Source organism: Bifidobacterium eulemuris (assembly GCF_014898155.1).
Lineage (GTDB): Bacteria > Actinomycetota > Actinomycetes > Actinomycetales > Bifidobacteriaceae > Bifidobacterium > Bifidobacterium eulemuris.
In genome coordinates, this window is the sequence record NZ_CP062938.1 from 508784 (window position 1) to 524549 (window position 15766).

10 protein-coding genes are annotated in these 15766 nt (G+C 60.2%); 3 read left to right on the forward strand and 7 right to left on the reverse strand.

The features are described from left to right. Nucleotides 1-5 precede the first annotated feature (5 nt). The 6 genes from BE0216_RS02320 to guaA all read right to left on the reverse strand — a co-directional run bounded on the left by BE0216_RS02320 (nt 6) and on the right by guaA (nt 7810). A complete protein-coding gene (locus BE0216_RS02320) occupies nt 6-1169 on the reverse strand; it encodes a sensor histidine kinase (RefSeq protein WP_143249263.1) in 1164 nt (387 codons plus the stop codon). A 70-nt stretch (nt 1170-1239) separates the two neighbouring features. Then, a complete protein-coding gene (locus tag BE0216_RS02325; RefSeq protein ID WP_274536725.1) occupies nt 1240-1872 on the reverse strand; it encodes a response regulator transcription factor in 633 nt (210 codons plus the stop codon). A 32-nt stretch (nt 1873-1904) separates the two neighbouring features. Beyond that, entirely contained in the window at nt 1905-3269 is a 1365-nt protein-coding gene (locus BE0216_RS02330) for an ABC transporter permease (protein ID WP_094636109.1), read from the reverse strand. Nucleotides 3270-3439: 170 nt separating this feature from the next. Beyond that, entirely contained in the window at nt 3440-4723 is a 1284-nt protein-coding gene (locus BE0216_RS02335) for an ATP-binding protein (RefSeq protein ID WP_211279911.1), read from the reverse strand. A 176-nt stretch (nt 4724-4899) separates the two neighbouring features. After that, nucleotides 4900-6144 carry an ATP-binding protein gene (locus BE0216_RS02340; RefSeq protein ID WP_094636107.1) on the reverse strand — a complete coding sequence of 415 codons (1245 nt, stop codon included), beginning with the start codon at nt 6142-6144 and terminating at the stop codon, nt 4900-4902. Between the two features lie 103 nt (nt 6145-6247). Next, nucleotides 6248-7810: a glutamine-hydrolyzing GMP synthase gene (gene guaA / locus BE0216_RS02345; RefSeq protein WP_072724158.1), complete on the reverse strand. Its 1563-nt coding sequence runs from the start codon at nt 7808-7810 to the stop codon at nt 6248-6250. A 450-nt stretch (nt 7811-8260) separates the two neighbouring features. On the opposite strand from guaA, the gene BE0216_RS02350 reads away from it, so the two are divergent. The 3 genes from BE0216_RS02350 to BE0216_RS02360 all read left to right on the forward strand — a co-directional run bounded on the left by BE0216_RS02350 (nt 8261) and on the right by BE0216_RS02360 (nt 14116). Beyond that, nucleotides 8261-10738 (forward strand): phosphoketolase, encoded by a 2478-nt coding sequence (locus BE0216_RS02350; protein ID WP_094636106.1) that lies wholly within the window; start codon nt 8261-8263, stop codon nt 10736-10738. Nucleotides 10739-10937: 199 nt separating this feature from the next. After that, nucleotides 10938-12605 (forward strand): phosphate acetyltransferase, encoded by a 1668-nt coding sequence (pta, locus tag BE0216_RS02355; protein WP_094636105.1) that lies wholly within the window; start codon nt 10938-10940, stop codon nt 12603-12605. 284 nt (nt 12606-12889) lie between these two features. Beyond that, nucleotides 12890-14116: an acetate/propionate family kinase gene (locus BE0216_RS02360; RefSeq protein ID WP_094636104.1), complete on the forward strand. Its 1227-nt coding sequence runs from the start codon at nt 12890-12892 to the stop codon at nt 14114-14116. Between the two features lie 242 nt (nt 14117-14358). Here the strand turns inward: BE0216_RS02360 and aroA are convergent, their stop codons facing one another. Further along, complete coding sequence (gene aroA / locus BE0216_RS02365; RefSeq protein ID WP_094636103.1) at nt 14359-15732, reverse strand: 3-phosphoshikimate 1-carboxyvinyltransferase; 1374 nt, start codon at nt 15730-15732, stop codon at nt 14359-14361. Between the last annotated feature and the right edge of the window lie 34 nt (nt 15733-15766).

Genomic DNA, 15766 nt, shown 5'->3' on the forward strand with positions numbered 1-15766 from the left:
GAAACCTATATGAAATTCCGAACCGTTTTTAAATTCATCTGAAAACACATGCCGTCCTCTTCCGCTTGGAAGGTATAGGGGATCTCCGAGAGCCTCAATCCTTCCCTCACCACATAGAGTCCGAGACCGTTCCCCTCCGCATGCGTATGCCTCGAATATTCCGGTCGGTAAAAGGCCTCAAAGATCTGTTCCAGCTCCTCCTCCTGAAGCGGCACGCAGGAATTGCGGATCCGCAGGACATTCTCCTCCAACGCGATCTCCACGCGTCCGCCATCGTCGCAGTATTTCACCGCATTGTCGATGAGATTTCCAAGTATACAGTCGGCGAGCGTCTCATTCATGGTGACGTCATAGCGTTCCGGAAGCTTAAGTTCCACCTCAAGCCCTTTCCGCTGGATCCGCATTTCCTGCTCCTTCACCATGGAATGGAGCTTGCCCGTAATGGAAACGCGGCTCGTCTCCTGATAAATCTCCGACATTCTGGAGGTATCAAGGATCTCCTTCACCATGTCGGTAAGCTGATCCACCTGCTTGATCGCCTCTTCCAAGTACTTATCCCGATCCTGATATTTCCCCACGCCCAAAAGCATGTTTTCCAGAAGAATCCGTTGCGCCGCCAGCGGCGTCTTCAAATCGTGGGATGCGCTGCGGAGGAAATTCACCTTCATCTCCCTTGTTTCCTCCATCATGGCCAGCACCGGTCGGGTCACCTTTCTGGAATACAGCCATGAGAACGCGAACGATATCGCCAGCGACAGCAGAACCGTCACAGGAAGCACAAGACGCGTGATCCGCCCCGCCTCCTTCACCGGCGCGGTGCTTTCCATAACCTGGAACCGCACGGCTGTTCCGTCCGTCAGCTCTTCTTCCCCATGCGCGGTCAGGATCGTCTCGACCTCTCCGCTCCCCTGCACGGACAGCTCTTCTCCGGAGTCCAGAAAATCCAGAACGGCGATTGTCCCCTCCTGAAAGGACACCGTCTCACCATCGAATTCCGCAAGCACGCCCAGCTGGTTCCTCTTCGCATAGGTCCGGAGGAATTCCTCGCCCGACTCCCGGTCGCTTGTCCGCAGCATCTCCCCTATGACCGCCACATCGCGGTCCAGTCCCGTCCGTATCTGCTGCGTGTAAAAGACCGGAAACAGGACGTAAAAAGCCAGATGCACCACCGCGATGATGCATCCGAACAGAAGCAGAACCCAAAGAAATGTTTTTCGAAACAGATCCTTGTACTTTTTCTCACTGGATTTTATATCCGACTCCCTTCACTGTCGTAATGCATTCCAGATGCAGTTTTTTCCTCAAATTTTTGATATAGACATCGATCACTCTGTCGAACGGCGCCTCCTCCACGTCCCACAGCTGATCCAACATCTGTTGTCTGCTCAGCACCTGCCCTTTATGCTCCACCAGATATTTCAGCAGGCGGATCTCCTTCGGCTTCAGATCCGCCTCCTCACCCTGATACCAGGCTTGGAATCCGTCGAAATCGACTTTCGCCTCTCCGCATGTCCACACGGATTCGGATTTGCCGCTTCTGCGAAGCAGCGCCTCCACTCGTTTCTTCAAAATAAGCAGGGAAAACGGCTTGCTGATAAAGTCATCCGCCAAAGCGTCGAAACTCACCACCTGGGTTTTCTCATCACTCATCGCCGTCAGGACCAGCACCGGCAAGCGGCTTGTTTTTCGAATCTCCTTCAGCATGGCGAGCCCGCCCATTCTCGGCATCATGATGTCGAGGATCACGAGATCCGGCTGGAATTTGCGAAAAACCTCCAGTCCTTCCATGCCGTCCGAGGCTTCCGCCACCTCATAGTCCTGGCTTTGCAGAAATTCGCTGATTCCCTCTCTAATCGGCGCCTCGTCTTCCACGACCAATATTCTCATTCCGCGCTGCACCTCTCTCAACTCATCTGCGTCAGAATCTCTTTCGGCTGCTTTCTTAGGATCGGTATGACGGAGACGGCGACCGCCACCATAATCACGACCAGACCGATCGCGAAGAGAGCGACAACCTCCTCGTTTCCGATCATAACGTCAAGATGGTCTATCGTCTGCGCCGTGGCGGCCGATTCCAGATCCGCTCCCAGCATACCGCCAAGTCCGTTATTCAAATTGGCCACACTTTCCTGGGATACCCGTTCCAGGAAAAACGCTCCGATCGACTTTGCGATCGCCTGCCCGCCGAAGTAGGACAGTCCCAATCCCACCACTCCGATGAGCAACGTCTCGCACAACAGCTGTCCTGCGATCTTCCCCTTCGAGATGCCTATGGAGATCAGGATCCCCATCTCCTTCTTCCGCCCCTGCACCCACATGACAAGGAAGAAGGACAGCACGACGATTCCGACGATGATGCTCCCGCCCAGCATCAGGCGGATCATCCTGCCCAGCGTCTCGACGGACTCGCCGAGAGCCACATAATCGCTTCCGTTTTGCGTCAGTTCATAGGACTTCCAATCCACGTCCAGCTTTTTCGCCTTGTTCATGATCTCCGGTGTGGCGGAAACGCTCGATGTATAGAAGGTCGCGTCCTGATAGATCTCCTCGCCCTCCTCATACGCATACAGCTGTTTGACGGTATCGAGATCGCTGAACACGGTGTTCTCGCACATCTCCTCCCGCATGGTCGGCGCTATCGGATTGGTTCCCGAGAACAGTCCGACGATCTCCACGTCCACCGACTGTCCGGACTGGTTGTCGTTCTCCTGATCATATGCGCTGGGCGACAAGGTCAGCACGTCGCCGATATTCAACCCGTTTTGTTTGGCGAAGGTTTCGTGCACCAGCATCTTATTGCGGTCCCCTTCGCGCAGATGCCGCCCCTGTTCCAGCTTGAGAACGCCTCCCGTGAAATTCTTGTCCAGGGAGGAATCGTTTTCCCCGGTGAAGGCCAGCACCCGTTCGTATTCCTGTGACTCCGACCAGCCCGTCGCTCCGGAAAGCGGGACCAGCTTCGCGTTCTCCATGTCGGCGATGCCGTTCATCCGCTTCAGGCACTTCGTGACGCCCTCCACCTCGCAGATCGCGTCAATCGCCTGCGCCGGCACGGTGCCCTCGCCCCGGCTTGTGCCCAAGTTGTATTGCAGATTGTTGGAAATCGTGAAGCCCGAGCCGATCCGTTCCAGCATCTGCTCCTCCGAAACCGCCGCCGCCTTTTGAATGGCCAACGCGCTGATCAGCGACGTTCCCATCACGAACAGCACCAGAAGCAGAACCAACGTCTTGATCCTCTTCCTCGTTATATACAGCCACGCTCGTTTCACCATTGCCGCACTCCTTATACGCGTCCTTCTGCGGCATATCTCAACCTGATATCCGCACACACTGCACGCAGGCTATCCCGGCAATATGAAACGTATATGAAATACCAGCGGCGTTTTCTCCCGACTTGATTCCCGTTCCCGACCGCGCGTTTGTTCCAATTAAGACAACCCCACTACAGCCAGTTGTCCACACATCCGATCGTCCACAGCGGAACGTTCCTCATCCATCCCTCGTCACGGAAACCAGCGAGGCTAAACCTGCGGCATCGCATATCCTCATACTTTTTGGCAAAAGCGCGAAGGCTCTTGGAATGGAGGTTTTCCTCGGCCTTGACCTCGATGGGATACACGGCACCATCGGACTGAGTCAGGAAGTCAATCTCACCGCTCGAGTTTTCTGCCGACCAGTAAAACACTCTGAGGCCCAACGCCACGAGCTGCTGGCACACGTACTGCTCCGTCAAGGCGCCTTTGAACTCCGTGTAGACCCGATCACCTTCGAGCACCGTCTCGGGCGCAAGACCACTCATCGCTCCCAGAAGTCCCACATCGACAAGAAACACCTTAAACGCCTTGCTGTCGGTATACGCGGAAAGCGGGAGCCCCGGCTTGTCGACACGAGGAGCCTTGGTGATGAGCCCCGCTTGGGCGAGCCAGACAAGCACCTCCTCGAAGTCGCTCGCGCGGGCCCCTTTGCGCACTTGTCCGAAGACGAACTTCTTGTTCTCTTGAGAAAGGTGACGCGGGATTGACTCCCAGACGAGCATCATACGCGGTAGGAGCCTCGCAGGGACGTGCTTCGCGAAGTCACGTTCATAATCGGCAAGGATCTGGCTCTGCAGAATACGCACTTCACGGTAGTCACCGTTTTCCGCGAACACCGAGACCACGCCGGGCATTCCACCGACGACATAGTAGCGTTTGAGAATCTCGGAGATTCGGTCCTTGAAGGGGTTCATGAGGATGGTGTCCCCCGAGCGCACGAGGTCAACGAAACGCCCCTCCCCCGTCGCTTCCATGAATTCGAGAAGCGTCATGGGGCCAAGATCGAACGTATCCACCTTACCCACAGGAAAACCGGTACCCTCGTTCGCGGAAATGCCCAAAAGTGACCCAGCGGCCGCCACGGCATATTCCGGCGCATCCTCGCAGAAGTACTTGAGCGACGTTATGGCTTTGGGGCACGACTGGATCTCATCGAGGACGATAAGCGTCTTATTCGGCAGAATGTCGACATTAAGCTGGAGTGAAAGCGACGAGATGATGCGACGCACGTCGAAATCGGGATCGAAATAGCTTCGGGCAAGCGCGTCGTTATCGAGACTCACGTAGGCGACGTTCTCGAAACACTCCGATCCGAAGCGCTTGAGCAGCCACGTCTTGCCCACCTGACGCGCGCCATTCAGGATAAGGGGTTTCCGGCGCGGACTGTCCTTCCAACCGACAAGCTCCTGCATAAGGGATCGCTCCATACCGCACTCCTCTCAATATGAAAACACGTCCTTATTATAGGAATAAATCACATTAATAAGGACGTATTTTTGTATTTCTCCACATTTTTCAGGCGGAGTTCATTTCCGCTTAATGACGGGAATCGACTCCGTCATGGTTGCCCTTCCTCCTAAAAGTCCACTCATTCGCCCGGCGAGAACCCTCGTCCCCCTCCGATCAGTTCCGTAATGTTCTCGTGCACGATGCCGCTGCGCCTCTGAATGGGGTCGTTGCGCGTGATGACGAACTTGGGGTAGTTGTCCTTGATGTTCTCTAGAGGACGGTATTCGCGATCCTCGGTCGCACGGTCGTTCATGATAGTCATCGCCACTTGGACGTACGCATACCCCATCTCGCTGTCCCGCAGGATAAAGTCGCACTCTAGGTTTCCGATGCGTCCCACGCTTACCTCGTAGCCGCGGCTGCGCGCGTAGTTGTAGACGACGTTCTCCAGCACCGGACCATAGTTGATGCGGTTGTCGGTGTTCAGGGCGAAGTAGAAGCTCAGGTCGGCGAGGTAGTACTTCTGCTCACCCTGCAGCGACTTACGCGACTTCATATCGAATCGTGTGCACCTGCTGATGATCTTGGCGTCCTCGAGTATCTGCAGATACCTATGAAGCGTCTCGCGCTTGATTTTCACGCCCTGCTTCTTGTTGAGGTCATCGAGGATGTTCGTGAGCGAGGTCGTCGCGCCGAAGTTGTTGATCACGTAGTCCCGTACCTGGTTGAACACCGATACGTTCTTAACCTTCACGCGACCACGGACGTCCTTGTCGAAGATCTCCCTGATGACCGATTGCGCGTACGTGCGCTTATCCGCCATATCGGGATAGTCGAGCGCCTTGGGGAAGCCGCCTTCCACGATGTAGCGGTCAAGCTCTGCCGTGAGGTTCGCATCGACGGATAGGCCGAGGAACCGCTTCATGTCGCAGTATTCTTTGAAGCTCAGCGTCTGCATCTCGAACTCGACGTAGCGTCCCGTCAACTTGGTCGAAAGCTCGCCCGAGAGCAGGTACGAGTTGGAGCCGGTTATAAAAATCGAGAAGTCACCCTCGTTGCGAAACTCGTTTATGACCTCCTCGAAGCCGTCGATGTTTTGAACCTCGTCGATGAAGAGGTATTTCATTCCCGGAATCTCAAGGGCGGGTTCGATAAGAGCCTCGAGCTGGTCCGGAGTCCTAACGGATCGGAACCCGTACCGGTCAAGATCAAGGTGAATGATGCGGTCGTCGGATATACCTCCGTCTTTGAGCTCCTGGACGATGCACTGCATAAGACACGACTTGCCACAGCGGCGAACCCCTGTGATGACTTTGATCATCCCGTCGTCGTGGTAGAACCCGCGAATCTTTCGAAGGTAGTCCTCACGTTTGAATAAACGCATACTGGCTCCAATCTTCCAATTGAAGCCAGTATATCAAATATTACGTTTATTGGGGTATATTTTTCACTACCATCAATTTATATGCCGATAACTGATGATTTCGTCATTCCCACTCGATGGTTGCCGGGGGCTTGGAGGTGCAGTCCAGCACGACGCGGTTGATCTGGCGGCATTCGTTGGTGATGCGCGTGGAGATCGCGGCGAGCACATCGTAGGGCAGACGCGACCAGTCGGCGGTCATCGCGTCCTCGGAGCTGACGGGGCGCAGCACGATCGGCGAGCCGTAGGTGCGCTCGTCGCCCTGCACGCCGACGGAGTGGACGTCCGCCAGCAGCACGACCGGGCACTGCCAGATGTCGCGGTCGAGACCGGCCTTGGAAAGCTCCTCGCGGGCGATGGCGTCGGCCTCGCGCAGCAGGTCGAGGCGCTCCTTGGTGACCTCGCCGATGATGCGGATGCCCAGGCCCGGGCCGGGGAACGGCTGGCGCCAGACCATCTCGTCGGGCAGGCCGAGTTCGGTGCCGATGGCGCGCACCTCGTCCTTGAAGAGGGTGCGCAGAGGCTCGACGAGTTCGAACTTGAGATCGTCGGGCAGGCCGCCGACGTTGTGGTGGCTTTTGATGTTGGCCGCGCCGTCGCCACCGCCGGATTCGACGACATCCGGGTAGAGGGTGCCCTGCACGAGGAACTTGACCTCTTTGCCGCTCTCCCCCGCCTCGGCGATGACCTGACGCTGCGCCTTCTCGAAGGTGCGGATGAACTTCTCGCCGATGATCTTGCGCTTGCGCTCGGGCTCGGAGACGCCCTTCAACGCCTCGAGGAAGTCGTCGGCCGCGTCGACGGCGATGAGCTTGATGCCGGTGGCCTCGACGAAGTCGTGCTTGACCTGTTCGACCTCGCCTTTGCGCAGCAGGCCGTGGTCCACGAACACGCAGGTGAGCTGGTCGCCGATGGCCTTGTGCACGAGGGCGGCGGCCACGGCGGAGTCGACGCCACCGCTCAGGCCGCAGATGACCTGGGCGTCGCCGACCTGGGCGCGGATCTTGGCGACCTGGTCCTCGATGATGCTGGAGGCGTCCCAATCGTCGCCCAATCCGGCGCATTCGTGCAGGAAGGTCTCAATGAGCTTCTGGCCGAGCGGGGTGTGCTTGACCTCCGGATGCCACTGCACGCCGTAGAGCTTGCGGGCGGGGTCCTGCATGGCGGCGACGGGCGCGCCTTCGGTGTGGGCGAGCACCTCGAAGCCTTCAGGGGCCTGCTTGACGGCCACGCCGTGGCTCATCCACGTGTTCTGGTCGGCCGGGGATCCGGCGAGCAGACCGTCGGCCTTGTCGATGGCGGTCGGGGTCTTGCCGTATTCGCCGAGGGCGGCCTTGTCGACGTCGCCGCCGAGCTCGTGGGCCATGACCTGGAAGCCGTAGCAGATGCCGAGCACGGGAACGCCGGCGTCGAACACCTTCCTGTCGATGGTCGGCGCGCCGGGCTCGAACACGGAGGCCGGGCCGCCGGACAGGATGATCGCCTTCGGATCCTTGGCCAGCATCTCGTCGACGGGCATGGAGTGTGGCACCAGCTCGGAGTAGACGTTCGCCTCGCGCACGCGGCGGGCGATGAGCTGGGCGTACTGGGCGCCGAAGTCGACGACGAGCACAGGACCGTTTGCCATTGGTATTCCCCTAACGTTCATCGGGATGGTTCTTAAGGTGTAACCCAACGATTATCGTCGGCCAACACGACAAGGCGATAAAAGGCGACGCGCGTGTTCGCAAAACGAACAATATCCATACGAGCCGCACCACAACACGCCGAATCTTCACATCTCGAAACGAACGTGAACAAACGCGTTCGACAGCTGATTTTCGTTGTCATAGAGCCATTTCTCCACTCTTCAGGGCAAAAACCAATATGGACAATCATCCGCTCGAATCGCACAAAATGCGCAGAAAGCGCAACATTTTCGAACACACACGCAAAAAAACTGCCAAAAGTCGTGTTGTCCCCGTAGGATTATGAGCGATTGGGAGTGAGAATCCGCGAAACCACACGGTTTCTAGGGGCTCGCAACCGAACCATAATAACCAACAGCACTACACAGTGCAGGAGTACAGGAGTACACATGACGAATCCTGTTATTGGCACCCCCTGGAAGAAGCTGGACACCCCGGTTTCCGAGGAAGCCCTGGAAGGCGTTGACAAGTACTGGCGCGCCTCTAACTATCTGTCCATCGGCCAGATCTACCTTCGCAGCAACCCGCTGATGAAGGAGCCCTTCACCCGCGAAGACGTCAAGCACCGTCTCGTCGGCCACTGGGGCACCACCCCGGGTCTGAACTTCCTCATCGGCCACATCAACCGCCTCATCGCCGACCACGGCCAGAACACCGTGATCATCATGGGCCCGGGCCACGGCGGCCCGGCGGGTACGTCGCAGTCCTACCTCGACGGCACCTACACGGAGACCTTCCCGAAGATCACCAAGGATGAGGCTGGCCTGCAGAAGTTCTTCCGCCAGTTCTCCTACCCGGGCGGCATCCCCTCCCACTACGCTCCGGAGACCCCGGGCTCCATCCACGAGGGTGGCGAGCTGGGCTACGCCCTGTCTCACGCCTACGGCGCCGTGATGAACAACCCGTCCCTCTTCGTGCCCGCCATCGTCGGCGACGGCGAGGCCGAGACCGGCCCGCTGGCCACCGGCTGGCAGTCCAACAAGCTCGTGAACCCGCGCACCGACGGTATCGTGCTGCCGATCCTGCACCTCAACGGCTACAAGATCGCCAACCCGACCCTGCTGGCCCGCATCTCCGACGAGGAGCTCCACGAGTTCTTCCACGGCATGGGTTACGAGCCCTACGAGTTCGTCGCCGGCTTCGACGATGAGGACCACATGTCGATCCACCGTCGCTTCGCCGAGCTGTTCGAGACCGTCTTCGACGAGATCTGCGACATCAAGGCCGCGGCCCAGACCGACGACATGCATCGTCCGTTCTACCCGATGATCATCTTCCGCACCCCGAAGGGCTGGACCTGCCCGAAGTACATCGACGGCAAGAAGACCGAGGGCTCCTGGCGTTCGCACCAGGTGCCGCTGGCCTCCGCCCGCGACACCGAGGCCCACTTCGAGGTCCTCAAGAACTGGCTCGAGTCCTACAAGCCGGAAGAGCTGTTCGACGCCAACGGCACCGTGAAGGCCGATGTGACCGCCTTCATGCCGGAGGGCGAGCTGCGTATCGGTGCCAACCCGAACGCCAACGGCGGCGTGATCCGCAAGGATCTGGTCCTGCCCGAGCTCGACGCCTACGAGGTCAAGGAAGTCAAGGAGTTCGGCCACGGCTGGGGCCAGCTCGAGGCCACCCGTCGCCTGGGCACCTACACCCGCGACATCATCAAGAACAACCCGGACGACTTCCGCATCTTCGGACCGGACGAGACCGCTTCCAACCGTCTGCAGGCCGCCTATGAGGTGACCAACAAGCAGTGGGACGCCGGCTACCTCTCCGAGCTGGTCGACGAGCACATGGCCGTCACCGGCCAGGTCACCGAGCAGCTGTCCGAGCATCAGATGGAAGGCTTCCTCGAGGCCTACCTGCTCACCGGACGTCACGGCATCTGGAGCTCCTACGAGTCCTTCGTGCACGTGATCGACTCCATGCTCAACCAGCACGCCAAGTGGCTCGAGGCCACCGTCCGTGAGATCCCGTGGCGCAAGCCGATCTCCTCGATGAACCTGCTGGTCTCCTCGCACGTGTGGCGTCAGGATCACAACGGCTTCTCGCACCAGGATCCGGGCGTGACCTCCGTGCTGCTGAACAAGTGCTTCAACAACGACCACGTCATCGGCATCTACTTCCCGGTGGATTCCAACATGCTACTGGCCGTCGCCGAGAAGTGCTACAAGTCCACCAACATGATCAACGCGATCATCGCCGGCAAGCAGCCGGCCGCCACCTGGCTGACCCTGGACGAGGCCCGTGAGGAGCTCGCCAAGGGTGCCGCCGAGTGGAAGTGGGCCTCCACCGCCGCCTCCAACGACGAAGCCGAGATCGTGCTCGCCTCCGCCGGCGATGTCCCCGCTCAGGAGATCATGGCCGCCGCCGACAAGCTCAACGAGCTGGGCGTCAAGTTCAAGGTCGTCAACGTGGTGGACCTCATCAAGCTGCAGTCCGCCAAGGAGAACGACGAGGCCCTGTCCGACGAGGAGTTCGCCGAGATCTTCACCGCCGACAAGCCGGTCCTGTTCGCGTACCACTCCTACGCCCGCGACGTGCGCGGCCTGATCTACGATCGTCCGAACCACGACAACTTCAATGTCCACGGCTACGAGGAGCAGGGCTCCACCACCACGCCGTACGACATGGTTCGCGTGAACAACATCGATCGTTACGAACTGGTCGCCGAGGCTCTGCGCATGATCGACGTCGAGAAGTACGCCGCCAAGATCGACGAGCTTGAGGCCTTCCGTCAGGAAGCCTTCGAGTTCGCGGTCGAGAAGGGCTACGATCACCCGGATTACACCGATTGGGTGTACTCCGACGTGAAGACCGACAAGCAGGGTGCCGTCACCGCCACCGCCGCCACCGCCGGCGACAACGAGTGATCCGCTCCAGCTGACTTCGGTTAAGCGATAGAAAAAGGCCTTCCGGAAATATTTCCGGAAGGCCTTTTTCTATGAACTGTGACGCAGCACACACCGCAACTCATGGCGACACCCAGCGCGCGCGAACACGCGCGGTCTACAATGACAAGTGGTGTGAGCAAAGCGGTCACACAGAAGTTCGCAACAGAGGAGACAAAACGTGAGTCTTACCAGCGTCACCATCATCAGCCCCGAAGCCGCCAACGGCCGCAACGTCGTCGCGCTCGGCGTCGTCAACGCCCTGGCTTCGGCCAAGAAGACCGGCGTATTCCGCCCGGCCGTGTGCAAGAAGGAGACCTTCACCGACACGCTGCTCGCCGCCGCCACTGCGGGGCAGTCCCGTGAGCAGGCCGTCGGCGTGTGCCCGAAACGCGCCCGCGCCGACAAGGACGGCTCCCGTGCCGACATCGTCGCCGCGTACGAGACCGCCGTGGCCGAATCCGATGCCGAGGCGATGGTGATCGTCGGCACCGACAAGTCCCCCATCAACGATCCCGATCTGTTCGCGTTCAACGCCGATGTGGCCGCCGATCTCAAGTCCCCCGTGTTCCTCGCCGTGTGCACCATCAACCGCACGCCCGAGCAGGTCAAGGCCACCGTCGACGCCTGCGTCGCCACTGTCGAGAAGGCCGGCACCAAGGTGCTCGGCCTGTTCATCACCGGTGCCGAGTCCGATCAGGTCGCACCGCTCAAGGAAGCCCTCGCCGGCGATGTGCCGGTGTGGGTGATGCCGAAGGTCGATTTCGATGAGGAAGGCGCGGCCGAAAAGGCCTCCGCCGCGTTCGCCGAGAACGCGCCCGCCGCCGAGGTGCTCTCCGCCCTCGACGCCGATTTCGACGCGCCCCTCACCCCGTACGCCTTCCAGTACAGCCTGCTGGGCAAGGCCAAGGCCGACAAGAAGACCATCGTGCTGCCCGAAGGCGAAGAGGACCGCATCATCAAGGCCGCCGATTATCTGCTCGAACGCGATATCGTGAATCTGATCATCGTGGGTGACAAGGACGCCATCCTCGCCCGCGGCGCCGAACTTGGGCTGAACAGCCTCGACAAGGCCGTCTTCCAGGCCATGGACGACGAGGAGGTGCTGCAGCCGATGGTCGCCAAGCTGTGCGAGCTGCGCGCCAAGAAAGGCATGACCGAGGAGCAGGCCCGCAAAACCCTGACCGACGCCAGCTATTTCGGCACCATGCTGGTGGTGCTCGGAAAGGCCGACGGTCTGGTCTCCGGCTCGATCAATTCCACCGCCAACACCGTGCGTCCCGCCCTGCAGGTCATCAAGACCAAGCCCGGCCAGTCGCTCGTCTCCGGCGCGTTCCTCATGTGCTTCAAGGACCATGTGGCCGTGTTCGCCGACTGCGCGATCAACCTCAACCCGAATGCCGAGCAGCTGGCCGACATCGCCATCCAGTCCGCCGAGACGGCCGCCGCGTTCGGCATCGAGCCGAAGGTCGGCATGCTCTCCTACTCCACGCTCGGCTCCGGCAAGGGTCCGGATGTGGACATCGTCGAGGAGGCCACCGCCATCGTCAAGCAGAAGGCGCCCGAACTCGCCGTCGTCGGTTCCATCCAGTTCGACGCCGCCTGGTCCCCCACCGTCGCCGCCTCCAAAGCCAAAGGCAACGACGTGGCCGGTCACGTGAACGTGTTCGTGTTCCCCGACCTGTGCGCGGGCAACATCGGATACAAGGCCGTGCAGCGCTCCTCCGGTGCCGTCGCCGTCGGACCGGTGCTGCAGGGCCTCAATCGCCCGGTGAACGATCTGTCGCGCGGCGCCCTCGTCCAGGACATCATCAACACCGTCGCCCTGACCGCCATCGAAGCGCAGTAATACGTTGACCGTGGGTGGCGGAGCGTGTCTTTCGCCCGACACGCTCTGGGCTGAGCCGTAAGCCGGCAGTCCGGTGGACTGTCGGTAGGTGAAGGGAGCAGCTGCGCTGCGACGAAGATGCGAAAGCATCTTGGCCAAGTCTTTACGGTCGGGCGAAAGACACGCTCCGCCACTCACTCGAAACGTATGAAAAAGAAAGAAATGTAGTAAGCAGAGAGTAGTCTGGGACATGGTAATCCGTGTTCCAGCGGAAATCACACATCACAATTTGGAGGATGCCCACAATGGCGAAAACCGTCCTTGTCATCAATTCCGGCTCCAGCTCGATCAAGTACCAGCTGGTTGACCTCGAGACCGGCGAAGGTCTCGCTTCCGGCCTCGTCGAGAAGATCGGCGAACCGGTCGACGGCCACTACAAGCACGAGTACAACGGCGAGAAGCACGAGCTCGAGGAGCCGATCCACGATCACGAGCAGGGTCTCAAGCGCGTGCTCGGCTTCTTCGACGAGTATGGCCCGAGCCTGGGTGAGGCCGGCATCGTCGCCGTCGGCCACCGTGTGGTGCAGGGCGGTTCCATCTTCCCGGATCCGGCCCTCGTGACTGACAAGACCATCAACCAGGTCAAGGATCTGGCCGTGCTGGCCCCGCTGCACAACGGCCCCGAAGCCAAGGGCGCCGAGGTCATGCGCGCCCTCCTGCCCGAGGTTCCGCAGGTCTTCGTGTTCGATTCCTCCTTCTTCTTCCAGCTGCCCAAGGCCGCCAGCACCTACGCGCTGAACAAGGAGATCGCCGACCGTTACCACATCCGCCGCTACGGCGCCCACGGCACCTCCCACGAGTTCATCTCCTCCGTGGTGCCCGACATCGTCGGCAAGCCGGCCGAGGGCCTCAAGCAGATCGTGCTGCACATCGGTAACGGTGCCTCCGCCTCCGCCGAGATCTCCGGCAAGCCGGTCGAGACCTCCATGGGTCTGACCCCGCTCGAGGGCCTGATGATGGGCGGCCGCACCGGCGACATCGATCCGGCCGTGGTGTTCCACCTGATCCGCAACGCCCACATGAACGTGGACGAGCTCGACGCCCTGTTCAACAAGCGCTCCGGCATGATGGGCATGACCGGCTACGGCGATCTGCGCGAAGTGCATCGCGAGATCGAAGAGGGCAACGAGGACGCCAAGCTGGCCCTCGACGTCTACGTGCACCGCATCGTCGGCTACATCGGCAACTACACCGCCCAGATGGGCGGCGTGGACGTGATCACCTTCACCGCCGGCGTCGGCGAGAACGACGACATCGTGCGCGCCCGCGTGTGCGAGAAGCTCGCCCCGTTCGGTGTGAAGCTGGATCTGGAGAAGAACGCGACCCGTTCCAAGGAGCCGCGCATCATCTCCACTCCGGACTCCTCCGTCGTCATCGCCGTGATTCCGACCAACGAGGAGCTGGCCATCGCCCGTAAGTCCGCCGCCATCGCGGAAGCCGGCGAGGACACCTACGGCAACAAGACCGCCTGATCGGTCAGGTGCTGACGCACGTTGATCGTTAGCAACAGGGAGGCCTCCCCCACTCTCACGAGTGCGGGAGGCCTCCCTGTATTGTTTTTATACCCTCTATCGGGTGAAAAACGAGTTTGGTGTGTCGGTTTCGCCCAGTCAAGGCGATTTCGCACACCAAATTCAAGAATCAATCGTTTTACCTGAGCAAGGACCGACAGTCCGACACACCAAACTCATTTCCTTGAGATCGGCAGTGGTTTTCAGCCCAGCAGTGTGGTCCACATGCCTACGAAATCGGGCAGGGTTTTGCGTGTGGTGGCCACGTTTTTCACCTCGATGCCTGGAATACGCAGGCCCAACATCGCGGCGAAGGTGGCCATACGATGATCGGCGTAGGTTTCCATAACCGCCGCATGCATCTCGTCGGGCGAGACCGGTGTGATCTCCAATCCTTGCTCCAGCTCGCGCGCGGTGCCGCCCACGCGGGTGATCTCGTTGACCAGAGCCTCCAAACGGTTGGTCTCATGACCGCGCAGATGTGCGATGCCGAGCATGCGTGTCGGAGCGTCGGCGAACACGAGAATCGCAGCCAAAGAGGGCGCGATCTCCCCCGCCGCGGTCAGATCGAAATCTCCCAGACCATGGATCGTACCGGTGGAGGTCACTTCGCAATACCGCACGCCATCTTCCGCGGGGAACGACACCTGAGCGCCCATGCGCTCGAGATACCCCGGTAGCAGACCACCTGGCTGGGTGGTCTCCTCAGGCCAGTTCGGCACGCGTACCGTGCCTCCGGCGATCAGCGCCGCACCAAGGAACGGCGCCGCATTCGACAGATCGGGCTCCACCACCACCGTATCCGGCAGTTGCACGGTTCCGGGAGCGACCTTCCAGACGCGCGTGGCCTCGTCGGCGGACACGTCCACGCCGGAGGCGGCCAGATCGGACACCGTCATACGGATATGCGGCAGGCTCGGGGTCTTCTCCCCCGTATGATGCAGCTCCAAACCGCCCGGCACACGCGAACCGACCAACAACAGTCCGGAGATGAATTGCGAGGAGCCGGACGAGTCAATGGACACGGTCCGGGCCGACCGCGCGTCCGCTGTTTCAGCCTCCGTGGACACGCCACTCGGGGTGATGGTGAACGGCAGACGGCCATGCTCGCCGTGGTAGGTCACCTGTGCGCCCAACTGTTCCAAACCATCCAACACCGGCTGCATGGGACGCGCATATGCCTGCTCGTCGCCGTCGAAACGCACCGGACCATCCGCGAACAGCGCCAGTCCGGGTACGAAGCGCATCACCGTACCGGCCAGTCCGCAGAACACGTCGATGTCTCCGTGGAAACGTCCCGTATCGGGCGGGATCACACGCACGGTGGTCGGATCGTCGGCGTCGACCTCGCAGCGCACACCCAGCGCTTCCAAAGCGGCGATCATCAGATCGGTGTCGCGTGAACGCAGCAGCCCGCGCAGCGTCACCGGACGCGTTCCCAACGCTGCCAGAATGAGATAGCGGTTCGATAGGGATTTGCTGCCCGGAATGGTGACCGTGGCACGCAAAGGTCGCGTGGCATGCGGTGCCGGCCACAGATCGGCATTGGAGAGGTGGGAGGTCTCGCTGTTCGTCATCTCGCTATGCTCCTCGTCGTCAGGCGGGGGATCC

What these genes read in the sequence shown, in the direction of transcription:
- BE0216_RS02350 (WP_094636106.1), top strand. Translation starts at nt 8,261, where the DNA reads ATGACGAATCCTGTTATTGGCACCCCCTGGAAGAAGCTGGACACCCCG.
- BE0216_RS02330 (WP_094636109.1), bottom strand. Translation starts at nt 3,269, where the DNA reads ATGGTGAAACGAGCGTGGCTGTATATAACGAGGAAGAGGATCAAGACG.
- aroA (WP_094636103.1), bottom strand. Translation starts at nt 15,732, where the DNA reads ATGACGAACAGCGAGACCTCCCACCTCTCCAATGCCGATCTGTGGCCG.
- BE0216_RS02340 (WP_094636107.1), bottom strand. Translation starts at nt 6,144, where the DNA reads ATGCGTTTATTCAAACGTGAGGACTACCTTCGAAAGATTCGCGGGTTC.
- BE0216_RS02335 (WP_211279911.1), bottom strand. Translation starts at nt 4,723, where the DNA reads ATGCAGGAGCTTGTCGGTTGGAAGGACAGTCCGCGCCGGAAACCCCTT.
- guaA (WP_072724158.1), bottom strand. Translation starts at nt 7,810, where the DNA reads ATGGCAAACGGTCCTGTGCTCGTCGTCGACTTCGGCGCCCAGTACGCC.
- BE0216_RS02360 (WP_094636104.1), top strand. Translation starts at nt 12,890, where the DNA reads ATGGCGAAAACCGTCCTTGTCATCAATTCCGGCTCCAGCTCGATCAAG.